Genomic DNA, 23,821 nt, shown 5'->3' on the forward strand with positions numbered 1-23,821 from the left:
GGTGCTCTCAACCTCGCGACAATAACAAGGTCGGTGATCTCGCCGACACGGATAGCGGAGATTGCCCATGAGCGAACACGCCAACGCCGCCGTTTTAAGTGGCCCAGCGCTTGAAGGGTTGGATCAATATGATTCAGTCACAGATGTTTTTCATTCCGCAGTAGAGCGTTTTAAAGAAAAGCCTGCCTTTTCCTGTATGGGGAAAACGCTGACCTTTGCCGACCTTGACCGCTTATCGGGGTGCTTCGCCGCCTGGCTACAGCACGAAACTGACCTGGTGCCCGGTGACCGAATAGCCATTCAGCTGCCCAACGTATTGCAATTTCCCGTGGCAGTCTTTGGCGCGCTGCGTGCAGGCCTCGTGTTGGTCAATACCAACCCGCTCTATACCGAACGGGAAATGGCGAATCAGTTCAAAGATTCTGGCGCGAAAGCGATTGTTATTCTGGCCAATATGGCGGACAAACTTGAGAAAGTGCTCGATAAAACGGATATCAAGCACGTTGTGGTAACTCAGCTCGGGGATTTACACGATATACCCAAGCGCTGGTTAATCAACGCAGTGGTTAAACACGTCAAAAAGCTGGTGCCCGCCTATTCGCTACCCAGCGCGACTGACTTTAGAGAGGCTTTGAAAAAAGGCGCTTCGTTAAGCCATACCGAGGTCAAGCAGACGCACGATGACTTGGCGGCCCTTCAGTATACCGGCGGCACGACCGGGACGCCCAAAGGGTCCATGCTGACGCACCGCAACCTGGTCGCCAACATGCTGCAAGCACGTGAAGCGATTGGCGCCCGCTTGCGTAATGGCGAAGAACTCGTTATTGCGCCGCTGCCGGTTTACCACATTTATACGTTTACCGTTAACTGCCTATTTTTGATGGAGACCGGCAACCACTCTTTGTTGATTACCAATCCTCGTGACCTGGATGGTTTTATTAAAGAGCTCAAAGGGCTGCCTTTTACCGCCTTCATTGGCCTGAATACGCTGTTTAATGCCCTCTGTAACCGTGACGATTTCAAACAGCTAGATTTTTCTAACTTAAAGCTGACGATTTCTGGCGGTATGGCTTTGACCAAAGCCGCAGCGCAGCGCTGGGAACAAACGACCGGCTGCCCGGTTGCTGAGGGCTACGGGCTGACTGAAACATCGCCTATCGTCAGCTTTAATCCTGCTGATGCCATTCAACTGGGCTCGATTGGTAAGCCCGTGGCGGGTACTGCGGTCAAAGTTGTTGATGCCGACGGCAACGACGTCGCCATGGGCGAGCCAGGTGAGCTGTGCGTACAAGGGCCACAAGTGATGAAAGGCTACTGGCAGCGCGAGGATGACACCCGCGCGGCCATTGATGAGGGTGGGTGGTTTCACTCCGGCGATATCGCCATACTTCAAGATGATGGTTACATCCGCATTGTTGATCGGAAAAAAGACATGATTCTGGTCTCTGGTTTTAATGTCTATCCCAATGAAATTGAGGATGTAGTGGCTTCTCATCCCGATGTGCTTGAGTCGGCTGCGGTAGGTATTCCGGATGAAAACTCCGGTGAGGCGATCAAGCTATTTGTCGTAAGCAAAAATAGCCAGCTTGATGAAAAAACACTCCGTGATTGGTGTAAAAAAGAGCTCACCGGCTATAAGGTGCCTAAAGTTATCGAATTTCGTGATGAACTGCCTAAAACGAACGTGGGCAAAGTTCTGCGCCGCCAGCTGCGTGACGAAGAAGCGCCTAAAGGGTAACCGTTTAACGCGTACCCAGCGCCGTGCTAGGCGTCAAGCAAATGAAAGCGTTACACTACGAGGCTGTGCTTACGACCCGCTCAATTGAGCGGGTTGATTTTTTGTGCCACTCAAGCGAATGGAAGCCTACTCAATCGTGACCACTGACATCCCTACAGCCCCCACCGATAGCCAACGCCTTGCATCGCTGACACAGGCAGCGGGGGAGGTGATGCTGCGCGATACAGAGAGGCTGGAGAAGCGCCTGAGTGGTTTGAACCGTCGCCTGCGCGATAACAAGCCTATCAGCCGTGGTTTGGATGAGGTGCAGTGCGAGATCAGCCGTGCTCAGCAGCTGCTTAGCCTACGTCAGGCGCAGCAGGTCGCGCTTAATTATCCGCCTGAACTACCGGTTGTTGAGCGGCGAGAAGATATTCTTAACGCCATCCGTGATCATCAAGTCGTCGTGGTGGCGGGGGAGACCGGCTCAGGCAAAACCACTCAACTTCCAAAAATGTGCTTAGAGCTGGGGCGTGGCCGTCGTGGCTTGATTGGCCACACCCAGCCACGGCGCTTGGCGGCTCGAAGCGTTGCCGGGCGTTTGGCGGAAGAGTTGAACGTCTCTTTGGGCGAGCAGGTAGGCTATCAGGTACGCTTTCATGATCAGAGTACGCCGAGCACGTTAGTCAAGCTAATGACGGACGGTATCTTGCTGGCTGAGACTCAGCACGACCCGCTGTTGCTGCGCTATGACACTATCATCATCGATGAGGCTCACGAGCGAAGCCTGAATATCGATTTTCTGCTGGGCTATCTAAAGCGTTTGTTACCCAAGCGGCCCGATCTCAAAGTTATTATTACCTCGGCTACCATTGACGTGGCGCGCTTTGCTGAGCATTTCGGTACCGCTAAGACGCCTGCACCGGTCGTGGAAGTGACCGGGCGGACCTATCCCGTTGAGGTGCACTATCGGCCGCTGGTACGTGACGAAGACGATGAAGACGATCGCACGCTGCAAGAGGGTATTCTGCACGCGGTAGAAGAACTCGAGACCATTGAACGTGATAAAGGCTGGTTGCATGGCCCTCGCGATGTGCTGGTGTTTTTACCCGGAGAGCGTGAGATTCGTGAAACCGCCGATACGCTGCGCCGCGCGGAGTTAAAAGGCACTGACATTCTGCCTCTCTACGCCCGCCTTTCCAACGAAGAGCAAAACCGTGTCTTCGCCTCACACCGCGGGCGCCGAATTGTGCTGGCGACCAACGTTGCAGAAACCTCGCTGACGGTGCCCGGCATTCGCTATGTGATTGATCCAGGCCTTGTGCGTATCAGCCGTTATAGCTATCGGTCAAAAATACAGCGTCTGCCGGTGGAGGCCGTCAGTCAAGCCAGCGCGAATCAGCGTAAAGGGCGCTGTGGGCGGGTTGCAGAAGGGGTCTGCATTCGCCTTTACAGCGAAGAAGATTTCTTATCTCGGCCAGGCTTTACCGACCCTGAAATCCAGCGCACCAATTTAGCCTCGGTGATTCTCTCAATGCTGGGCCTCAAGCTTGGCGATATAGAAGCCTTTCCTTTTGTTGATCCGCCGGATAGCCGCTTTGTTAAAGACGGCTTTCGTCTGCTGTTCGAGCTGGGCGCCGTGGATGAGCAGCAGCGCCTCTCTACGCTGGGTCGTAAGCTTGCGCGGCTGCCGATTGACCCTCGCTTAGCGCGCATGGTGTTGGCAGGCGTGGACATGGGTAGTTTGCGCGATGTGCTGATTGTGGTGTCGGCATTGGCTATTCAAGACCCCCGCGACCGGCCGGCAGATAAGCGCCAAGCGGCTGATCAAGCGCACCAGCGCTGGCACGACCCGGATTCAGACTTTGTTGCATTGCTGAACCTTTGGCACGGCATCGAAAACGCCCGCGAGGCGCTGTCCGGAAACCAGTTGCGGCGCTGGTGTCGCGAGCACTACATCAACTACCTGCGCATGCGAGAATGGCACGACACCTTCCGACAGCTGCGCCAGCTGCTGCGAGATATGGATATTGATGTACCTGCACCCTTGCCACGCAACGAAGAAGAGAGTGAAGAGCAGGCTCGACAGATGCGGCGCAAAACCTCGGGCAAGCTGCATCAGGCGCTGTTATCAGGGCTGCTTTCTAATTTGGGCACGCTGCTTGAGAACCGTGAATATCTGGGCGCCCGCAACCGAAAGTTTATGATTCACCCCGGCTCTGGGCTGGCTAAAAAATCACCCAAGTGGATGATGGCGTTTGAGATGATCGAGACGTCAAAGCTATTTGCCCGCACGGTGGCCAAAATTGACCCAGACTGGATTGAGCCTCAGGCGCAGCATTTGATAAAGCGCACTTACAGCGAATCGCATTGGGAAATGAAGCGGGCACAGGTGGTGGCATTTGAGCAGGTTACGCTGTTTGGTCTGCCGATTGTCGCGAGGCGCCGCGTTCATTACGGGCCAATAGCGCCTAAGGAGTCTCGGGAGCTGTTTATTCGTCGCGCGCTGGTGGAGGGTGAGTTTCAGACTAAAGGTGCTTTCTTCGCCCACAACCGAGCGTTGGTCAGCGAAGTCGAGGCGCTAGAAGATCGCGCTCGACGGCGCGATATTTTGGTCGATGAAGACACGCTTTTTGATTTTTACGATGCGCGTATCCCCGCCGAAACGGTTAACGGCAAAGGGTTTGAACACTGGCGCAAGCAAGCTGAGCAGCGTGATTCAGAGCTACTGCATTTCGATCTTGAGTCGTTAAAAGCGCGCGATGCTGACGATGTCACCCAGACGCAGTATCCCGATTATGTAACCTTGGCTGGCGTTGCATATCCGGTTAGCTATCATTTTGACCCTGACGCTGAAGACGACGGCATCACGCTGACCGTTCCCGCGGCCATGCTGCCGCAGGTGCCAGTGCATGCTTTAGAGTGGCTGGTACCCGGGCTATTGCGTGAGAAATGCATTGCGCTATTGAAGTCGCTGCCGAAAAGTATTCGCCGTCAGGTTGTGCCAATTCCCGATTGGGTCGATGCTGCGCTGGAAACCCTGGTGCCTGATCAGCGCCCATTGACCGAGGCTCTTGGGGAGTTTATTCGCCGTCGCACAGCGACGCGCGTGCAGCTCGAAGATTGGCGCTTAGATTTGCTTGAGCCGCACCTGATTATGAATATTCGCGTGGTGGATCACGCGGGTGAAACCTTAGGCCAGGGGCGCGATCTGCGCGCCTTAGAACGGCGCTATGAAGCGGCGGCCAGCGCAGGTGCTCAAGCACTGGCCGAACAGGTCAGCATTGAGCCTGCCGTTGCCGGTCTGCCTGAGGCCCCGTTACCGGCTTCCCGCGTCACCACCCAGGCCGGCATTCGCGTTGAGGCGTATCCGGCTCTAGTGGCGCAAGCGAGCGAGTTTAAAGTTGCGCTATTCGATCACCCTGCCAAAGCCGATGCCGCCCATCAGGAGGGCATTGCCCGGCTAGCTATTGCCAAATTGCCGGAGCAGGTCAAAGCAATTAAGCAGTTACCTGGCGTTGAGAAGTGCGCACTGCTGTTTGCTAAAGTGGGGAGTAAGCAAGCTCTGGTCGATGATCTGCTGTTGGCTGTATTTACTCAGGTGGTGGCTCGGCATCCGCTGCCGCGCTCGGCGGGGGAGTTGAGCCAACGACTCAACGATACCCAGCATCAGCTTGTTAACGCAGCGAGTGCTTTACTATTACGGGTAGAGGCCGCGCTAAAAGGGCACTTAGCGGTTAGTAAGCTGCTCAAAGGTAAGCTCAATTTTTCCCTTGCGCTGGTGTATAGCGATGTCAGTGCACAAATGCAGCGCTTGGTTTATACCGGCTTTATTCGCAATGCCGGCGATTGGCTTGAGGAATACCCGCGTTACGCCGAAGCGGCACTGATACGTCTTGAAAAGGCCGCCCGTGAGCGCGGCCGCGATCAAATGATGATGCACGATGTTCAAGCGTTGGAGGCGCGTTTTGATGCGCGGCGTAAGAGTGAGCGGCGTGGCCAAGTGGAAGACCCCGAACTGGTTGCTTTCGGCTGGTGGCTGCAGGAGCTCAGGGTGTCACTGTTCGCTCAGCAGCAGGGTACTAAGATGGCGGTTTCGGTAAAACGGTTAGAAAAGCGCTGGCAAGAAATTATTAGTGCCTAGTGTGTTGACCAAAATCGGTGTCGAAAAAAAGTTGCTGGAAAAAGCGCTATTTTACGCACACAGTAACATTATGGTTACGCCGAAAGTTACCTCGGCAAGCCGCTAAAAGGAGATTGGCATGACACATGTGGTGATCACCGGGACTGGCCTCTATACGCCGGAACACGCCGTTGATAATGCCGCTTTAGTGGCGGCATTTAATACTTGGGTAGACGCTGAAAATCACCAGCATGCTGACGCCATTGGCCGGGGAGAGCGTGAGCCACTCGCCCATTCGAGCAGTGAGTTTATTGAAAAAGCATCAGGTATTAAGAATCGTTACGTCCTCGATGCGCAAGGTATCCTTGACCCACAGCGTATGCGGCCTAAACTGCCACAGCGGAATAATGATGAACCCTCACTTCAGTGTGAAATGGCCACCGCCGCAGCGCGCCATGCTTTGGCCGCAGCGCGCGTTGACCCTGCCGACATTGAGCTGGTGATCGTTGCCTGTTCGAATTTAGAGCGTGCTTATCCCGCCGTGGCAGTCGAAGTGCAGCAAGCTCTGGGTACCAGCGGCTATGGATTTGATATGAATGTCGCCTGCAGCTCAGCGACGTTTGCTTTGGAAACAGCGGCCAATGCGATAGCGTCTGGAAGCATTAAGCGCGCGCTGGTGGTCAATCCGGAAATTTGCTCGGCGCATCTCAATTTCAGAGACCGTGACAGCCACTTTATTTTCGGTGATGCTTGCACCGCCATCGTCCTGGAAAATAGTGCAATTGCTGCTGCCGATGAACAGTTTGAGATTCTGGGTACGCGCCTAGTTACCAAGTTTTCCAATGCAATTCGTAATAATGCGGGTTTTCTCAGCCGTGTAACGGACAGTGACCCGCTGGCCCTTGATAAGCTGTTTGTGCAAGAAGGGCGGCGGGTGTTTAAAGAGGTCTGTCCAATGGTCGCTAAATTGATCACCGATCATTTGGCATCTTTGGAGTTGAATGGCAGTGATTTGAAGCGTATGTGGCTGCATCAAGCCAATCAGCATATGAATGACTTGATTGCCCGTAAAGTGCTTGGTTACGACCCGAGTGCCGCTCAGGCGCCGATTATTTTGGATCGCTACGCGAACACTAGCTCCGCTGGGTCGATTATTGCGTTCCACCTTCATCGCGAAGAGCTGGTAGAAGGCGACATTGGCGTGATTTGCTCCTTCGGGGCGGGTTACAGTGCTGGAAGTGTTGTAGTTCGCCGCCGGTAACGTGGCGTTGAAATGGATAAAGGAAAATGTCATGCAGCCGTTTTTAAATAAAGAAAAGCCAGCGCTTACGTGGCGTACACAAGGATTGCCTCTTCTATTGGTGGCGTTATTGGCCACCGGCGGCTGTGCCAGCACGCAGGTGGCGCAAGACACTAACCCTGATGATCCTTGGGAAGGCTTTAACCGCAAAGTGTTTGCGTTTAACGACGTATTAGATCGCTATGCGCTAAAGCCAGTCGCTCAGGGCTACCGAACGGTTACGCCTGACCCGGTACAAACAGGAGTAGGTAACTTTTTCTCCAATTTGGGCGAAGTGCGAACGGCGCTTAATAGCCTTCTGCAGGGTAAGCCAGCAAACGCGGGCCTGGCCACATCACGGTTTTTAATTAACTCCACAGTGGGCGTCGGCGGGTTATTGGACTATGCCACCTTAATGGAAATTACCGCTGATAAAGAAGATTTTGGCCAAACACTAGCAGTGTGGGGATGGGATGATTCGCGCTATCTTGTACTGCCTTTATTAGGCCCAAGCACGCTGCGAGATACTACCGGCTTACCTGCCGACCTGGCTGCGTATCCGGTCACCTATGTCGATGATGATACCGCTCGTATAAGCCTTACTGCACTGCGGCTAATCGATGTTCGTGCAGGCTTGCTTGATCAGGAGGCGTTGATCCGCGGTGATCGTTATAGCTTTATCCGTGATGCTTTCTTACAGAGTCGCCAATTTGAGGTGAGTGATGGAAAACTGGGCGATGACCCATTTGCCGCTGATGCCTTTGATTTTGATGATAGCGACTTTGATGAGAGCGACTTTGGTGATGACGGCGTTGATGGCGATAATAGCGCCGATTGAGGCTAATGATGGATCATTCTAAGCAGTTGATCGCGGTCATCGACGAACCGGGTCGTGAGCGCGATGCGCTGGCTGAAGCTATTACCTGTGATGGCATGTGGGTGTTTGCATCAGAGAATATTGAGCATCTCCCCGCTGACACAGTGCTTATTGTCGCGCATGCTAGAGCGGTTCCTAGGCAGCAGTGGTCGCAGCTAACCCGGCGCCTACCGACGCTGGTGGTCAGCGACTCGCGCCAAGATGCGGATCTTATTAAGGCGATTGATGTTGGCCTAGTGGACTATATCGTTCATCCTTTGCGCCATGCCGAGCTGTTACGACGGATGATTCGCAAAGCGATAGAGCTTAATGATCTTGCCCTGGAGCGTGAGCGCGACCACGAGCGTCTAGCTGAGCTGAATGAAAGCCTAGAGACGCATTTAGCGCTGCTGCGTATGGACCAGCAAAGTGGGGGCCATATCCAGCGGCGCTTACTGCCGATTCATCCTAAAGTCATCAACGGGGTGTATTTCGATTACTGGTTTGCCCCCTCGCTGTATTTATCCGGGGATTTTCTAGACTATCAGCGCTATAACGACCGCTATAGCGCTTTTTATTTTGCGGATGTTTCGGGGCATGGCGCCTCATCGGCATTTGTGACGGTGTTACTAAAGTATTTATGTAACCGCTGGCTCAGTGAGTGGGATGGGCAGAAGCCTGAGGACTTACCGCCGGACTGGTTAACGGCAATGAACCGTGAGCTGCAGGGCACTGACATTGGCAAGCACGCGACGTTATTTGTCGGTGTTATTGACCATGAGGCAAAGACTCTTCACTATTCGCTCGGCGCTCAGCTGCCGATGCCCCTGTTAGTGGCAGAAGGAAAGCTAAGTCGCTTAGAGGGCGAAGGAATGCCGGTAGGCCTTTTCCCCGATGTAGAGTATCCTTCGCTGAGCTGTTCCTTGCCGCCTGAGTTTCGTTTGTGGCTATGTTCAGACGGTGTATTGGAATGCTTGCCGGGTAAAACGCTCGACACGCGGCTCAAGGAGCTTGAGCAATTAGTAAGCGAGAGTGTAACGCTTGAGCAGTTGCGCGATAGGTTAGTGGGAACTAATGCACTCCTTGCTAAAGGAGATGCACAGTTTGACGCTAATCAGGAGCGCGATGCTTTACCCGATGATCTTACAATCATGATGGTGAGCGGATTTGGTCATGCTGATTGAAGAAGGTCGCATAAAAGCGGCTTTCGATACTGGTGTTTTTGTTTTAAAGCTGTGCGGCGATGTGCGCTTGACGCTATGCGCCACGCTGGACTCTCAAGCTCAACGTCTTGCCGAGACGCCAGGGCTGCGCGCCGTATTGATTGACCTGCGAGAAGCCACCAATGTGGACTCCACCGCCCTGGGCTTTCTCGCTAAGGTTGCGATGGCCGTCAAAGGGCGCTTGGAGCAGCCGCCAACCATTATTGTCGATAATCCTGACGTTCGCAAAATGCTCGATGTAATGGGCTTCGCGCGCTTCTTTACTCTTATGGAAGCGCCTTTACCTTTGCAGCAACCTGTCGCGCTCAATGATGCACTTGAAGAATTGCCTGAAGAGCCCGCAGACGAAGAAGGCCTGCGTGAGCGAATTCTCGAGGCCCATCGCATTTTAATGCATATGAATGAGCACAACCGTGAGCAGTTTCAGCCGCTGGTTGAGATGCTTGAGTCGCAGTGTGCTGCAACTCATTGCTAGTACGTCTGTGAACTGACCTTGCGGCTAGAGCGCATATGCTAACGGGGTATTGCGCAATACGCTGAATCGTCGTGTTTCTGCCTTTTATGATCGTTCTCGTATGCGTGCCTGCTTATCTGTTGTTATTTAAATTGCTCGCCTGATTATCTAGCTCTTTTAGTCCTATAGGGATTAACGAGGCAGTGGTAATGGCGTGTAAATACCGACAAATGTAATCAAATCGTCTATGCTTAGCGGCCTATCTATCCCTGTGCGCACCTGTTGTGCCTCCTATGGAGCCTCATGCACCTTAATCCTCGTCGGGTGGCACTGCTGGTTGCTGCCAATACTGCTCTTGCTCCCTTTGCTATTGATGCGTATTTGCCCGCTATAGGCATCATCGCTGACAGTATTGATGCCAGCATTCATCGGACTGAGCTTTCTATTAGCGTCTTTTTGTTTGGCTTTGCATTAGGCCAGCTTTGTTTTGGTCCGCTATCTGATCGAATGGGACGCAAGCCGGTACTGCTGGGTGGTTTAGTCGTTTTTATGCTGGCAAGCTTAGCGATTACCACGGTGGATAGTTTGTCTACGCTGCTCTTCTGGCGTTTTATACAAGCGCTTGGCGGAGGTGCCTGCGTGGTCAATTCGGCCGCGATTGTGCGCGACTGTTTTAGTGGCCGAGAGGCTGCCAAAGTCATGTCTACCATGGCGATGATTATGATGCTGGCGCCGCTAGTAGCGCCGGCAGTCGGCAGTTTGTTGCTTCATATTGCCGGATGGTGGCTAATTTTTGTATTTTTAGCGGTCTATGCCGGCTTCTTATTATGGCTTTTAGGCACGCGTCTGCCTGAAACGCGGGATATGTCATTACCGGCAGCGTCACCACGACAAGTTATCCGTAACTATGCCAGCGTGCTTAAGCACCGGGAAGGTATGGGCTATATTTGCGCCGTTGCTTCTTCGTTTGCCGGGTTATTTGCGTTTGTAACCGCGTCGCCATTTCTGTATCTAGATTATTTTGGCTTGTCTCCAGTTACTTACCCTCTGGTGTTTGGGGTGAACGTATTGGTTATTGCGCTCTCAAATCGCGTCAATATTCATCTGTTGCGTAAGCGTTCACCGCAACAAAATTTACGTTTAGGACTACTAGTGCAGTTAGTCGCCGCGCTGGGGCTGGTGCTTGTTACCGCTTTAAATATAGCCTCACTGTTCGTTGTGGTGCCTCTCATTATGCTATTTACCGGCATGATTGGGCTGATTACGCCTAACGCTATTTCCGCACTGTTGGATCACTTTGGGCATATCAGCGCAACGGCAACGGCGTTGCTTGGCGGTATCCAATTCACCTGCGGAGCGCTTGCCGGTGTCATGGTTGGGCTGTTTGAAGTAGAGCATCTGTGGCCAATGGTTCTCACCATGCTGAGTGCGACGTTGCTAGGCAATATTGGGGTACGCAAGCTAACCAAGAAACCTGCGGTGGATGAGCTACGGGGATGAACAGCACACATGAATAGTCTGCTTGCCTGGATCAACCTGCCATTAGATACCTGGCTTGCCTGTGCCGCGGTTTTGATGCTTGGTGCTTTTGTTCAGCGAGCGACCGGCTTCGGGTTGGCGGTAGTGGGGGCACCGCTACTGTTGATGTTGGAGCCTCGCCTAGTGCCGGTCACGCTGGTGTTATTTGGGCTGACTGTCTCGCTTATGATGGTGCGCCACTATTGGCACGAGGTGCGGCTGGATGCTATTGGAATGGCGTTAGTAGGCCGCCTGCCTGGTAATGCGCTGGGTGTTTGGCTGCTACTTGTGGCCCCTATGGTGATCTTAGAAAAGCTGATTGCCGTTATCGTATTGTTCACGGTATTAGTCACTGTATGCCGTTTTCAGCTGCCGGTGAACCGTATAACGCTGTTTGGAGCGGGTGTTCTGTCCGGTATTTTCGGTACCGTTGCGGCTATTGGCGGCCCGCCTATCGTATTGTTGATGCACGGCTTGCCGGTTGATCGAATGCGCGGCAATCTGGCCGCTTTCTTTATTTTAACCTCTACGCTAACGCTGATAACTCTCGCGTTGGCGAATCAAATTCAGCTATGGCATTTTCAAATGGCGCTGACTTTTTTGCCTGCGGTGCTTATCGGTAATGCGCTGGCAGGTGCGCTAGCGCATCGCTTAGACAGACGCCTGTTGCAGCGTGCTTCACTAACGCTGTGTACGCTAGCAGCGATAGGGCTTTTAGTGTGACGTTAAAAAAATAGCAATAATTGATCACTGTCATATTTCTGCAATCGATCGTGTGCAGACTCCTCTTTGCGCAAGGCCATTGGGCCAGCTCTTCCGGAAGCTAAGTGCTAACCGGATATTAAACCAGAGGGGAACACGACGATGAATGTAGCTAAGAAGACATTAGGTGTTGCAGTAGTAGCGGCCCTGGCCACTGGCGTTTCCGCTACTGCAATGGCGCGCGATACCGTGCAGATTGCGGGTTCCTCTACGGTACTTCCGTTTGCCAGTATCGTTGCTGAAGAGTTTGGGAATACTTTTTCTCAGTTCGGTACACCGGTCGTTGGCTCTGGTGGCTCTGGTGGTGGCTTGCGTCAGTTCTGCCAAGGCGTTGGCGAAAACACCATCGATATTGCTAATGCCTCACGCGCCATCCGTAGCGCTGAAGTAGCGAGCTGTAATGAGGCCGGGGTCAATGAAATACTTGAGGTCAAATTCGGTTACGACGGTATTGTTTTTGCCTCGCGCCTAGACCGCGAAGCCTTTGAACTGACCCCAGACCATGTCTTCAAAGCCGCCGCAGCCCAAGTTACCCAAGACGGCGAACTGGTGGATAACCCCTATACCCGTTGGTCAGAAATCGATGCTGACCTGCCAGACCAGGAAATTGTGCTGGTCATCCCCGCTTCAAACCACGGCACCCGTGAAGTGTTCGAAGAGAAAGTCATCCACCCTGGCTGTGAAAGCGACGCCCAGGTTGAGGGTGATGCCTGCGTCAATATGCGCGGCGATGGCCGTATTGTTGAAATTGCTGGCGACTACACCGAAACGCTCGCGCGTTTAGATGCTCAAGCAGACGCTGTTGGCGTATTTGGCCTTAGCTTTTACGAACAGAACCGAGACCGCTTGCAAGTGGCCACCATTAACGGCGTAACGCCAAGTCTGGAAACCATTGGCTCAGGTGAATACCCAATTTCTCGTCCGCTGTTCTTCTACGTGAAAGGTGAGCACCTTGACGTAATTCCGGGTCTGGCCGAATACACCGAATACTTCCTGAACGACATGGTGTCAGGCTACGGCAGCCCGCTGGAAGATGCTGGTCTTATTCCGCTGGATGAAGAGGAGCGTGCAACCGCGCTTGAGCAGTTCCAAGCCCGCACTGTGGTTAGCCCAGAGTAAATCCGGGCCTACTTGCCATCGATTAACACTTAACTCGCTTGGCAGTCGCGCCGGCATCAATGATCTGATGCCGGCGCTTAAATGTAGAAAATCACAGGCGGAGAGATAATGAGCAACATTGCCTTGATAGCCACACTGCTCGTGATCATGGCCCTGGCTTACCACTTAGGGCTGACACGAAGCCGTGCGGTTGCGGCAGAAAATGATGTCAGGATGCACTCGCGGCCGGGCTATTACGGTGTGCTCGTTGCATTGTGGTGCGGGCTGCCAGCCTTAGTGCTGTTTTTACTGTGGTCTTTCTTAGCGCCCCAGCTTATTGAGATGCTCGTTACTCATCAGTTGCCCCATGAGTTGGTGGCTAGCATGAGCGGACGGGAGCTTGAAACAACGTTACGTCGTATTTCCGTACTAGCCGAAGGGCGTGGTGTTGCCGGCGGTGGAAGTGCCCAAGAACTGGCGGCTGCCAACCATATGGCGCGCCTGCATACCTATGAAAATCTAAGCCTCGTCGCGCTAATGGCTGTGTTAGTGGTCGCCGGTTTGACATATGCCAAGCGGCATATTTCACCCCAGTGGCGCGCTAGAAACCAAGTTGAGCGGGTGATTACCTTTGCCTTAGCAGCCTGTTCGGCAGTAGCGATTTTTACCACGGTGGGTATTGTGCTCTCCATGCTGGGAGAGGCTTTAAAGTTTTTCAGCTTTATTAGCCCCGCTGAATTTTTCTTGGGAACCACTTGGAATCCTCGTTTCAATACCGCCGGGTCGAGTGCTCAGGGCGAATTTGGGCTCCTGCCGTTGCTATGGGGCACCATGATGGTGAGCGCCATTGCCCTCTTAGTGGCCATCCCCATTGGTCTCATGACAGCCATTTATATGGCCGAATACGCGCCTCGCTGGCTGCGTAATATCGCTAAGCCGGTAATTGAGGTGTTAGCGGGTATTCCAACGATTGTTTATGGTTTTTTCGCGCTGATTGTCATTGGTCCTTTCTTGTCGAGTATCGGTGATGTCATCGGTATCAATATCCGTACCACCAGCGCACTGACCGCCGGCCTGGTGATGGGGATTATGATTATTCCTTTTGTCTCATCGCTTTCCGACGACATTATTACCCAGGTGCCTAAATCGCTGCGCGATGGTGCGCTGGGGCTAGGTGCAACGAAGTCTGAAACGATCCGCCAAGTGGTTTTACCGGCAGCACTGCCGGGTATCGTCGGGGCTTTTTTGTTGGCTGCCAGTCGGGCGATTGGTGAAACCATGATTGTAGTATTGGCCGCGGGCAATAACCCCGTTCTGCACGGTAACCCCTTCGAAGCGGTTTCAACCATCACAGTCACCATCGTTAATCAGCTGACAGGAGACATGGATTTTGCTAGCCCGCAATCGCTGGTGGCGTTTGCGCTTGGTTTGACGCTGTTTGTGATTACCCTAGGTCTGAACGTTATCGCACTGGTTGTGGTGCGTAAATATCGCCAGCAATACGAGTAAGCGACTATGTCTATAACGATTGAGCAGCGTCGTCAGCACCGTCTGATGACGATCGAAAAATCGCTGGCGAAACGACACCGCAAAGAGACGCGCTTTCGCCGCGTGGGGCTAGCCGCTGTGACAACGGGCATGGCTCTGGTAATCATTTTATTCGCGAGCATTCTTGCGCGTGGCGTACCTGCTTTTTGGCAGTCGACGGTTTACACCGATGTGTATTTTGACCCTGAGGTTATTCAACTGGATGAAAAGCCTCGGCGCGAAGATGGCGAGACCCAACTTGCATTTGATGAACGCTATGGCGCGTGGCTAACGCAGGCCAGTTTAGTCAACTGGCAGTCACTTATTGATAGTGCAATGGAAGACGCATTAGGTGTGGATGTTGAGTCTCGCCAATTGCGCGACTTGCGGGCATTATTGGCCTCTGGCGAGCGCTTTGCATTACGCGACCAGTTTATTGAAAAGCCTTCTTTGCTTGGCCAAACTGTCGAGGTCAAGCTGCTTGCCAGCGCCAATGTGGATGTATGGATCAAAGGCAATATAGATCGTAGCTTACCGGATGCGCGTCAGCAGCTTAGCCCGCAAACGCGAGAATGGGCTGACCGGCTCAGTGATGAAGGCATCATTGAGAATGCTTTCAGCACATCGCTGTTTCTCAATACGGATTCGCGTAGTTCTCCGGCGTCAGCAGGTTTAGCAGGTGCCTTTATGGGCTCTCTGTTTATGATGATGGTGGTCATTTTGCTGTCAGTGCCTATCGGTGTCGCGAGCGCTGTTTATCTTGAAGAGTTTGCGCCTCAAAACCGTCTCACCGATCTGATCGAAATCAACATCAACAATTTGGCCGCGGTGCCATCCATTGTCTTTGGCCTGTTGGGGGCATCCATCTTTATTGGCTACATTGGCTTGCCGCTATCGGCACCGATCGTCGGCGGTTTGGTGCTAACGTTAATGACATTGCCGACGATCATTATTACCACGCGCGCATCGCTGCGTTCGATCCCTCCTTCCATACGCCAAGCGGCGCTGGGTATTGGGGCATCGAAAGTACAAACCGTTTTTCACCATGTGCTGCCGCTGGCGCTGCCCGGTATATTGACCGGCTCTATTCTAGGTATTGCACAAGCGTTAGGTGAAACGGCGCCGTTACTGCTGATTGGAATGAATGCCTTTGTGGCCAACGTGCCGGGTACGCCGCTGGAACAATCAACGGCGTTGCCTGTACAGATTTATCTCTGGCAGGGCAATGAGCTGCGCAATTTCTTTGAAGCGCGCACATCAGCAGCCATCATCGTGTTGCTAGGGCTGATGCTTAGCTTGAATGCATTGGCGATTTGGTTGCGTAAAAAATTCGAGACGAGGTGGTAAGTGAATACTTCTACACAGCCTAATATACCTTCGCCTATGGTGAGTGTGGGTAACGGTGAGAGCCGCACCAGTAAGGCAAAAGATAAAGTGAAAATGAGCGCTGAAAACGTCGAAGTGTTTTACGGCAATGCTCAGGCGATTAATGGGATTGATCTCGATATTTACGAGAATGAAGTAATGGCCTTTATCGGCCCTTCGGGCTGCGGTAAATCAACGTTTTTACGCTGCCTGAATCGGATGAACGACACTATTGATATTTGTCGTGTCGAAGGCAGAATAACGTTAGATAATAACGATATTTATGCTCCGGATCGCGATGTCGTACTACTGCGGGCTCAGGTCGGCATTGTGTTTCAAAAGCCTAACCCGTTTCCTAAATCGATCTACGAAAATATCGCCTATGGGCCGCGTCTTCACGGACTGGCAAAGCGTAAGGCAGAGTTAGACGATATCGTTGAAAGCAGCCTGCGTCGTGCGGGCTTGTGGGACGAGGTTAAGGATCGCCTTGATCAGCCCGGCACGGGTCTATCCGGCGGGCAGCAGCAGCGTCTATGTATTGCCAGAACCGTGGCCGTTAGCCCTGATGTCATTTTGATGGACGAGCCCTGTTCGGCGCTCGACCCAATCGCAACAGCGAAAATTGAGCAGTTGATAGATGAGCTGAGCGAGAGTTATACCATTGTGATGGTAACGCACAATATGCAACAGGCTGCTCGCGTCGCTGACCGTACCGCCTTTTTCCACATGGGAGACCTTGTGGAGGTGGACAGTACCGATACTATTTTCACTAACCCACGGGATCAGCGCACGCACGACTATATTACCGGACGCTTCGGTTAAGTACCTTAATTGGCTAAGTTTTAATGGCTCAGTTTTAATGGCTCAGTTTTAATGACTAAGCTTTAATGGCTCAGTTTTAATGACTAAGCTTTAATGACTAAGCTTTAAGCCAACGTCTTTTTTATTAAAAAGAGACGCTGGCTCTTGTCACAACGAGCTATGTGCCATTGATTAGTCGATTAACTCAACGGCGACGGCTGTCGCTTCACCTCCGCCGATACACAGGCTTGCGATGCCGCGTCGGCCACCTTTTGTTCGCAGGGCATGAATCAGCGTGGCAATAATGCGCGAGCCAGTCGAGCCAATTGGGTGGCCTTGGGCGCAGGCGCCGCCAAAAACGTTGACCTTGCTATGGGGCAGCCCTAGATCATCCATGGCCATCAGGGTGACGACGGCAAAGGCTTCGTTGATTTCAAATAAATCCACATCGTTAACGCCCCAGCCTAGCTTTTTCATCAATTTTTCAATCGCACCGACAGGCGCAATGGTGAACTCACTTGGGTGGCGGGCATGGGTTGAATGACCCACCATCCGCGCGAGTGGTTTAATGCCGTGCTGCTCGGCCGCTGCTTGGCTGGCCAAGATGAGTGCGGAGGCGCCGTCGGAAATGGAGCTGGCGTTGGCCGCGGTAATGGTGCCGTCTTTGGCAAAAGCAGGGCGGAGCTGGCGGATTTTGTCTAGTTTGGCTAAAAAGGGCTGCTCGTCATGTTCAACAACGGTGTCTCCGTGGCGAGACGTAACGGTGACGGGGGCCATCTCGTTGGTCAAGTGGCCTGCATTCGTCGCGGCCATCGCGCGCTCAAGAGACGCGATGGCGAAGTCGTCAAGCTGTTCGCGAGTGTAGCCGCGCTGAGTGGCGACGTCTTGGGCAAAGACGCCCATCAGTTTTCCCGTTTCAGCATCTTCCAGTCCGTCTAAAAACATGTGGTCTTTTAGTTCGCCATGTCCCAATCGATAGCCGCCGCGTGCCTTCGTCAGAATGTGAGGTGCGTTAGACATGGACTCCATGCCGCCAGCCAGCACAATATCGCCACTGCCTGCTTTGATAAGATCGTGGGCAAGCATGGTGGCCTTCATTCCAGAGCCGCACAGCTTATTAATGGTGGTGGCACCATTGGCATCGGGTATGCCGGCTTGGCGCATGGCTTGGCGAGCAGGCCCCTGTTTAACGCCCGCGGGCAGTACACAGCCCATAATTCCTTCGGCTATCGCAGCGGGGTCGATACCTGACGCTTCAATCGCCGCCTTAATGGCGGTTGCGCCAAGCTGTGGCGCCGTCATCGTGGCAAGGCTGCCCATCATGCCGCCCATCGGCGTACGTTTAGCGGCTAGAAATACAACATCGGTGGGGCTGCTCATGTTCAATCTCCTTCCAGTTTATTGTGATTATCATGCCGAGTGGTGGGTGATACGTTGACCCGTTGGCAGCGCTGTGGTTCTCTCCAGAGTAACCAAGCAAGCGCTAGTGTAAATGACATGAATGTAATGAATGCATCACCACGCCGCAAGGAATTGACGCGTCTCGCCGCTCAGCTGTTCGTCCAAGAAGGCTTCGATCGCACCACGGTGCGCATGCTGGCGCAGGAAATGGGCATTAAATCCGGCAGCCTGTTTCATCATTTTAAAGATAAGCAGGAAATTCTGGCGGCGGTGATTGAAGAGGGCACCCAAAATGCCTTGTTGATTGCACGTAAAGCCCTGAATGAGTGCGCCACCGAGCCGGAAATTCGCTTACGCACCATGGCGCGTGCCCACCTTGAAACCTTATTTACCGACCGCAATGCCCATGTAGTGGCGCTCTTTGAGTGGCGTAGGCTTGATCCTGTGGCGAGCGCTCATCTCAGTCATTTACGCGATGCTTATGAGGCTTTGTGGGTCTCGGTGATTGACGAGGCGCTGGACTCAGGATTAATCCATGGTGATCGTTTTCTTGTGTCGCGCTTTGTGCTGGGGGCTTTGAATTGGACCGTTCGTTGGTACGACCCCAACGGCTCTCGCTCACCCGATGACCTCGCTGACGAGCTTGTCGCTATGATAATGCCCACCGCTGATTGATAACCCGCTGTATACCATTGGCTAGCCCCGACCAACGTCTAGTGCCTTAAACCATCAGAATGCTTGCTCTCCAAGGCGATTGCTTTTAGCGTTGTTTTTATCTCAAAAGTTCCGTTAACGTCAACGGATGTTTTATAGGCGTTGCCTGTTCCCATATTGCTTGCTACGTGCTCATTACCAACAACAATTACCGACGACATCAGAGAGCCATCATGACCACGACACCGCACACACTGCCCGACTACCAGCACTACCTGGATAGCTTTTCTATCGATAGCGTCATTGCCCGCTTAGATGACCACCAAGACGGCTTCCTTAATGCTTTTGAGGCCTGCTGTGGGCGTCATGTGCGTGCAGGACGTGGTGACTTACTGGCGTTGGTTCAGGAAGATTCCCAAGGCGCTATTAATACGCTGACTTACGCCGAGCTTGATAAGCAAAGCGCTATGCTTGCCGGTTGGTTTCAAGCTCAAGGGCTACGCCAGGGCGATCGCATCGCCTGCATGTTGCCACGATCCCCGCAGCTGTTGATTGCCGTTCTAGCAACATGGCGTATCGGTGCCGTTTACCAGCCGCTGTTTACCGCGTTTGGTCCTGATGCCGTGGACTATCGGTTAGGGCGTGCCGATACCAAACTTGTGATAACTGATCACGCCAATCGCTATAAGTTTGATGGTTTGAGCCAGTGTCCGTCGGTGTTAGCCGTCGGTGGTGAAACCAGCGAGCATGCCGATGATCACGACTGGCAAGCTGCATTGACGCATACGTCAATGAGCGAAAGTCCGCCAAGGCTCTCGCCTGATGAGCCATTTCTGCAAATGTTTACCTCTGGCACGGTGGGCAAGCCAAAAGGGGTGGCGGTTCCGCTGGCGGGCATGACGGCATTTGCGATCTATATGGAGCTCGCCATTGACCTACGCGACGATGACCGCTTCTGGAATATGGCTGATCCAGGCTGGGCCTATGGCCTTTACTATGCGATCACCGGGCCGCTGCTGCTGGGCGTAACCACGCATTTCTGTGAGGCGGGCTTTAGTGCCGAAGGGGCGCTGGCGTTTATGAAGCGCCACCACATTACCAATTTTGCCGCCGCGCCCACTGCTTATCGCTTGATGAAGGCCTCAGGCCTATTTGATGACGCGCATGAAACGTTAGAGCTGCGAGCGGCAAGTTCAGCAGGAGAGCCTTTAAATACCGAAGTGGTTACCTGGGTAGAAAGGTCGCTCGGCTGTTCGGTGATGGATCACTACGGTCAAACCGAAACGGGGATGACCTGTAATAACCATCATGCGCTTGATCATTTAAAGCACGTAGGCGCCATGGGCGTGCCGATGCCGGGCTACCGTCTCGTCATTTTGGATGCGGAGTATCGCGAACTCCCCGCAGGGGAGCCTGGTGTTCTGGCGGTGGATATCAAGAACTCGCCAGCGCACTTCTTTCCAGGATATACCTGGCAGGAAAAAAATCCCTTTGTGGAAGGTTATTACCTAACCGGAGACGTGGTGATTCGCAATGAAGATGGCACCTTTCAGTTTGCCGGCCGTGATGATGACATTATTACCACGGCAGGTTATCGCGTTGGGCCAACGGATGTTGAGAACAGCGTGATGACGCATCCTGCGGTCGCTGAATCGGCAGCCGTAGGGCAGCCAGATGAAATTCGAGGCGAGGTAATTAAGTCGTATGTGGTGCTGCGCGAAGGCTTTGAGCCCAGTGATGTCCTCGCCGATGAAATCAAGCAGCGAGTACGCGAGCGGCTTTCGACGCATGCGTTCCCACGCATCATAGAGTTTGTCGATGAGCTACCCAAAACTCCCAGCGGAAAGATCCAGCGCTTTAAGCTACGCGCTCAAGCGGTAGAAGAATCCAAGTCAAGGCAGTCATTGTAACCACCATAGGGAATCCAGTTATGCAGGTTAAGGACAGTACGTTTTTGATTACCGGCGCCGCCTCAGGGCTGGGCGCAGCAACCGCTGAGCGTTTAGTCGCCTCGGGTGCACGGGTCGTTCTGTGCGACTTGAACGACAGCGTGAATGCGCATGCCCAGCAGTTGGGGGCAGGCGCACAGGCTGTCCTTGCTGATATCACCTCTGCTGAACAGATGCAGAAAGCGGTGGACGCAGCCGTTGCGCTAGGCGGTGAGCGCGGGCTGTCGGGCGTGGTTCATTGTGCGGGCGTGGTAAGTGTGGCAAAGCTGGTTGATCGAGACGGTATTCCGGCGGATCTAGAAAGCTATAAGAAAACGATCAATATCAATCTGGTGGGCACGTTTAACGTTATGCGCCTTGCCGCCGCAGCGATGGCGAAAAATGTGCCTAGTGAAAGCGGTGAGCGTGGGGTGATTATCAATACTGCGTCTATTGCGGCTTTCGATGGGCAGGTGGGGCAGTGTGCCTACAGTGCCTCTAAAGCGGGGGTTGTGGGGATGAGCCTTCCCGCCGCGCGTGAGCTGTCTCGGCATGCTATCCGCGTGATGGCAATCGCCCCAGGGGTATTTGAAACGCCGATGATGAGCGAGATTCCTGATGAAGCCGCTCAGGCGCTAGCCGCTGCGGTGCCATTCCCTAAGCGATTAGGCAAGCCAGACGAGTTCGCTCAATTAGCGGAGCAAATTATTACCAACGCTATGCTGAATGGTGAGTTGATTCGCTTGGATGGCGGCATTCGCATGCAGTAGTCGTTTTTCCCAGTAAGTTATGGCAGCTCGTCAGCGAATCACTGGCGAGTTTTTTTATGTTTAGAGGCTATAGCATGTTGAGTTGGCGGCCAAAGTTGTAATGCGCTTCTAGGCTAAATTAAAACGCTCGCTTGACTCTATAGAGCGCTCGCGCTAGTTTTCAAACATGTGTTTGAAAGTTGTTTGTCTAAAAGCAATTTATCGGCTTTCAATACCCCCTTCTTTTGGAGAAGTGTGATGCCCAGCTACCAAGCCCCTATTCGTGATATGCGTTTCGTGATGGACGAGATGCTTGATTACCCCGCTCACTACGCACAGCTTCCAAGTGGCGATGATGCATCGCCTGATGTGATCAGCGCTATTTTGGAAGAGGGAGCTCGGTTTGCCCGCGAGGTGTTACTACCGATTAATCAAAGTGGAGATGAAGAGGGGTGTTTGCTAGAAGGAGGGGAGGTTAAAGCCCCTCGCGGTTTTAAAGAAGCTTATCAGCAGTACGTAGAAGGTGGGTGGCCAAGTTTGGCTGCTGACCCTGAGCATGGTGGGCAGGGGTTGCCGCCCTCGCTAGCCATGCTGCTTTCGGAAATGATCTGTGCCACTAACTTGGCGTGGGGTATGTATCCAGGTCTGTCGCATGGCGCTGCTGATGCTCTGCGTCACCATGGCACTGATGAGCAGAAGGCGACGTATCTCACTAAGTTGGTGGAGGGTGTGTGGACCGGCACTATGTGCTTAACCGAGTCCCATTGCGGTACCGACCTCGGCCTAATCAAAACGCGGGCAGTGCCTGCTGATGGTGATGCTTATGCAATTACGGGCACCAAGATTTTTATCTCTGCCGGTGAGCATAATTTGGCAGAGAACATTGTCCACTTAGTGCTGGCAAAACTGCCTGATGCGCCAGAAGGCTCTAAAGGTATCTCACTGTTTGTAGTGCCTAAGTTCTTACCCGATTCTCAGGGTAATGTGGGGGAGCGGAATGGCGTCACCTGTGGTTCGCTCGAGCACAAAATGGGCATTCATGGTAATGCTACCTGTGTGATGAACTTCGATGGCGCAATAGGCTACTTAGTAGGGCCGCCCAATAAAGGGCTGGCGTGCATGTTTACTATGATGAACGCTGCGCGTCTCGGCGTAGGTATTCAAGGGCTTGGGTTGATTGAGGCGAGTTTCCAGAATTCACTGAGCTACGCGCGGGATCGACTACAGATGCGTGGGCTGTCGGGTAAGCAGGCGCCTGATAAGCCAGCTGATCCGATTATCGTTCACCCGGACGTGCGCCGTATGCTGCTAACGCAAAAGGCGTTTGCGGAAGGCGGGCGCATGCTGGTGCTGTACGCTGCCCAAATGCTCGACGTGGTGGAACAAGGTGAGCCAGGTGAAGAGCGAGATCATGCTGAAACTCTCCTTGGTCTGCTAACACCTATCGTTAAGGCTTTCCTGACCGAAGTTGGTTTTGAATGTACTAACGAAGGCGTACAGATCTACGGTGGTCATGGCTTTATTAAAGAGTGGGGGATGGAGCAGCTAGTGCGTGATGCACGCATTACTCGCCTCTATGAAGGTACTACCGGTATTCAAGCGCTTGATCTATTGGGCCGTAAAGTGCTTATGAGCCAGGGTGAGTCGCTAAAAGTATTCACCAAAGAGATCCATAGATTTTGTAAAGCCGAGGCTGATAATCCCGCCCTTAACGAATTCATCGAGCCGCTTGCCAAGTTGAATGCAGAGTGGGGTGAGCTGACCATGGGCGTGGGTATGAAAGCTATGCAAGACCGCGAAGAAGTCGGTGCGGCTAGCGTTGACTACCTTATGTACTCAGGTTACGTCACGTTAGCGTATCTATTTGCCCGTGCGGCCAAACAGGCATCGAGCTCCTTGGGCGAGTCTGATAAAGCGTTTTATGCCGCGAAATTAAACACTGCGCGCTTCTACTATCAGCGGCTCCTGCCGCGCACTCGTGCGCACGCACAAATGATAAGTGCGGGTGCCGCGAGCTTAATGGCCATCTCTAGTGAGGACTTTGGCTTAGGTTTTGAAATTTAATAACAGGTCTTAATTTTTAGGCGCTAGCATTGGCCCAGCAACGCAAGCGCTAATGAGTGCTCTCTAATGATGTTGTTCTGCGCGTTGTTCTAAACGTGGTTTGCGGCAGAAGGGAGGTCTTCCGCCGTTTTTTTATGCTCTCCGCTTCTTTTGCTTGCAATCTCATCTGGGAAGCCATAAAGTACGCATCCGCTGCCGGGGACGCCTAGCGTTACCAGCGGTGGATGAAGGTGAAAACCTTCGGTTTGTCAGCAGGTTAGCGTTTTCAGGTCATCGAATAATGTTTTCCGAATCGGCCTCAG

17 protein-coding genes are annotated in these 23,821 nt (G+C 53.1%); 16 read left to right on the top strand and 1 reads right to left on the bottom strand.

The genetic code is table 11. From position 1 onward, the window contains the following. Positions 1 to 67: 67 nt before the first annotated feature. The 12 genes from ACT3TF_RS03230 (at position 68) to pstB (ending at position 16,744) form a co-directional block, all read left to right on the top strand. The gene (locus ACT3TF_RS03230) at positions 68 to 1,738 is read left to right on the top strand and encodes an AMP-binding protein (protein ID WP_444671555.1); all 1,671 of its coding nucleotides are present in this window, start codon (positions 68 to 70) and stop codon (positions 1,736 to 1,738) included. Between the two features lie 118 nt (positions 1,739 to 1,856). Further along, on the top strand, positions 1,857 to 5,861 hold the full coding sequence (hrpA, locus tag ACT3TF_RS03235; RefSeq protein WP_444671574.1) for an ATP-dependent RNA helicase HrpA: 4,005 nt from the start codon (positions 1,857 to 1,859) through the stop codon (positions 5,859 to 5,861). A gap of 118 nt (positions 5,862 to 5,979) precedes the next feature. Beyond that, a complete protein-coding gene (locus ACT3TF_RS03240) occupies positions 5,980 to 7,101 on the top strand; it encodes a beta-ketoacyl-ACP synthase III (protein ID WP_444671556.1) in 1,122 nt (373 codons plus the stop codon). 31 nt (positions 7,102 to 7,132) lie between these two features. Next, the gene (locus ACT3TF_RS03245; RefSeq protein WP_444671557.1) at positions 7,133 to 7,957 is read left to right on the top strand and encodes an MlaA family lipoprotein; all 825 of its coding nucleotides are present in this window, start codon (positions 7,133 to 7,135) and stop codon (positions 7,955 to 7,957) included. 8 nt (positions 7,958 to 7,965) lie between these two features. Next, positions 7,966 to 9,159: a PP2C family protein-serine/threonine phosphatase gene (locus tag ACT3TF_RS03250; protein ID WP_441684243.1), complete on the top strand. Its 1,194-nt coding sequence runs from the start codon at positions 7,966 to 7,968 to the stop codon at positions 9,157 to 9,159. After that, the gene (locus ACT3TF_RS03255; RefSeq protein WP_441684202.1) at positions 9,149 to 9,673 is read left to right on the top strand and encodes an STAS domain-containing protein; all 525 of its coding nucleotides are present in this window, start codon (positions 9,149 to 9,151) and stop codon (positions 9,671 to 9,673) included. Before ACT3TF_RS03250 ends, ACT3TF_RS03255 begins: the two co-directional genes overlap by 11 nt. A gap of 282 nt (positions 9,674 to 9,955) precedes the next feature. Beyond that, positions 9,956 to 11,152, top strand: coding sequence for a multidrug effflux MFS transporter (locus tag ACT3TF_RS03260; protein WP_441684201.1), 1,197 nt, complete (start codon positions 9,956 to 9,958; stop codon positions 11,150 to 11,152). Between the two features lie 9 nt (positions 11,153 to 11,161). Further along, positions 11,162 to 11,893 (top strand): sulfite exporter TauE/SafE family protein, encoded by a 732-nt coding sequence (locus tag ACT3TF_RS03265; RefSeq protein WP_096279207.1) that lies wholly within the window; start codon positions 11,162 to 11,164, stop codon positions 11,891 to 11,893. A 141-nt stretch (positions 11,894 to 12,034) separates the two neighbouring features. Further along, positions 12,035 to 13,051, top strand: a complete 1,017-nt coding sequence (locus ACT3TF_RS03270) for a substrate-binding domain-containing protein (RefSeq protein WP_444671558.1) — start codon at positions 12,035 to 12,037, stop codon at positions 13,049 to 13,051. 108 nt (positions 13,052 to 13,159) lie between these two features. After that, complete coding sequence (gene pstC / locus ACT3TF_RS03275) at positions 13,160 to 14,539, top strand: phosphate ABC transporter permease subunit PstC (RefSeq protein ID WP_444671560.1); 1,380 nt, start codon at positions 13,160 to 13,162, stop codon at positions 14,537 to 14,539. Positions 14,540 to 14,545: 6 nt separating this feature from the next. Continuing rightward, positions 14,546 to 15,904: a phosphate ABC transporter permease PstA gene (pstA, locus tag ACT3TF_RS03280; protein WP_444671561.1), complete on the top strand. Its 1,359-nt coding sequence runs from the start codon at positions 14,546 to 14,548 to the stop codon at positions 15,902 to 15,904. A 36-nt stretch (positions 15,905 to 15,940) separates the two neighbouring features. Further along, entirely contained in the window at positions 15,941 to 16,744 is an 804-nt protein-coding gene (pstB, locus tag ACT3TF_RS03285) for a phosphate ABC transporter ATP-binding protein PstB (RefSeq protein WP_096279215.1), read from the top strand. Between the two features lie 171 nt (positions 16,745 to 16,915). On the opposite strand, the gene ACT3TF_RS03290 is transcribed toward pstB, so the two are convergent. Then, a complete protein-coding gene (locus ACT3TF_RS03290; protein WP_444671562.1) occupies positions 16,916 to 18,103 on the bottom strand; it encodes an acetyl-CoA C-acyltransferase in 1,188 nt (395 codons plus the stop codon). A gap of 126 nt (positions 18,104 to 18,229) precedes the next feature. Between ACT3TF_RS03290 and ACT3TF_RS03295 the strand changes: the two genes are divergently transcribed. From ACT3TF_RS03295 to ACT3TF_RS03310, 4 genes are all read left to right on the top strand, one after another. Then, a complete protein-coding gene (locus ACT3TF_RS03295; protein ID WP_096279219.1) occupies positions 18,230 to 18,799 on the top strand; it encodes a TetR/AcrR family transcriptional regulator in 570 nt (189 codons plus the stop codon). Between the two features lie 212 nt (positions 18,800 to 19,011). Further along, positions 19,012 to 20,688 carry an AMP-binding protein gene (locus ACT3TF_RS03300; RefSeq protein ID WP_441684197.1) on the top strand — a complete coding sequence of 559 codons (1,677 nt, stop codon included), beginning with the start codon at positions 19,012 to 19,014 and terminating at the stop codon, positions 20,686 to 20,688. A gap of 20 nt (positions 20,689 to 20,708) precedes the next feature. After that, the gene (locus ACT3TF_RS03305) at positions 20,709 to 21,476 is read left to right on the top strand and encodes an SDR family NAD(P)-dependent oxidoreductase (RefSeq protein WP_096279223.1); all 768 of its coding nucleotides are present in this window, start codon (positions 20,709 to 20,711) and stop codon (positions 21,474 to 21,476) included. Between the two features lie 237 nt (positions 21,477 to 21,713). Further along, the gene (locus ACT3TF_RS03310) at positions 21,714 to 23,519 is read left to right on the top strand and encodes an acyl-CoA dehydrogenase C-terminal domain-containing protein (RefSeq protein ID WP_444625388.1); all 1,806 of its coding nucleotides are present in this window, start codon (positions 21,714 to 21,716) and stop codon (positions 23,517 to 23,519) included. Positions 23,520 to 23,821: the final 302 nt, after the last annotated feature.

Origin of the sequence: Halomonas sp. AOP25-F1-15 (assembly GCF_052378675.1) — a bacterium.
Lineage (GTDB): Bacteria > Pseudomonadota > Gammaproteobacteria > Pseudomonadales > Halomonadaceae > Vreelandella > Vreelandella casei.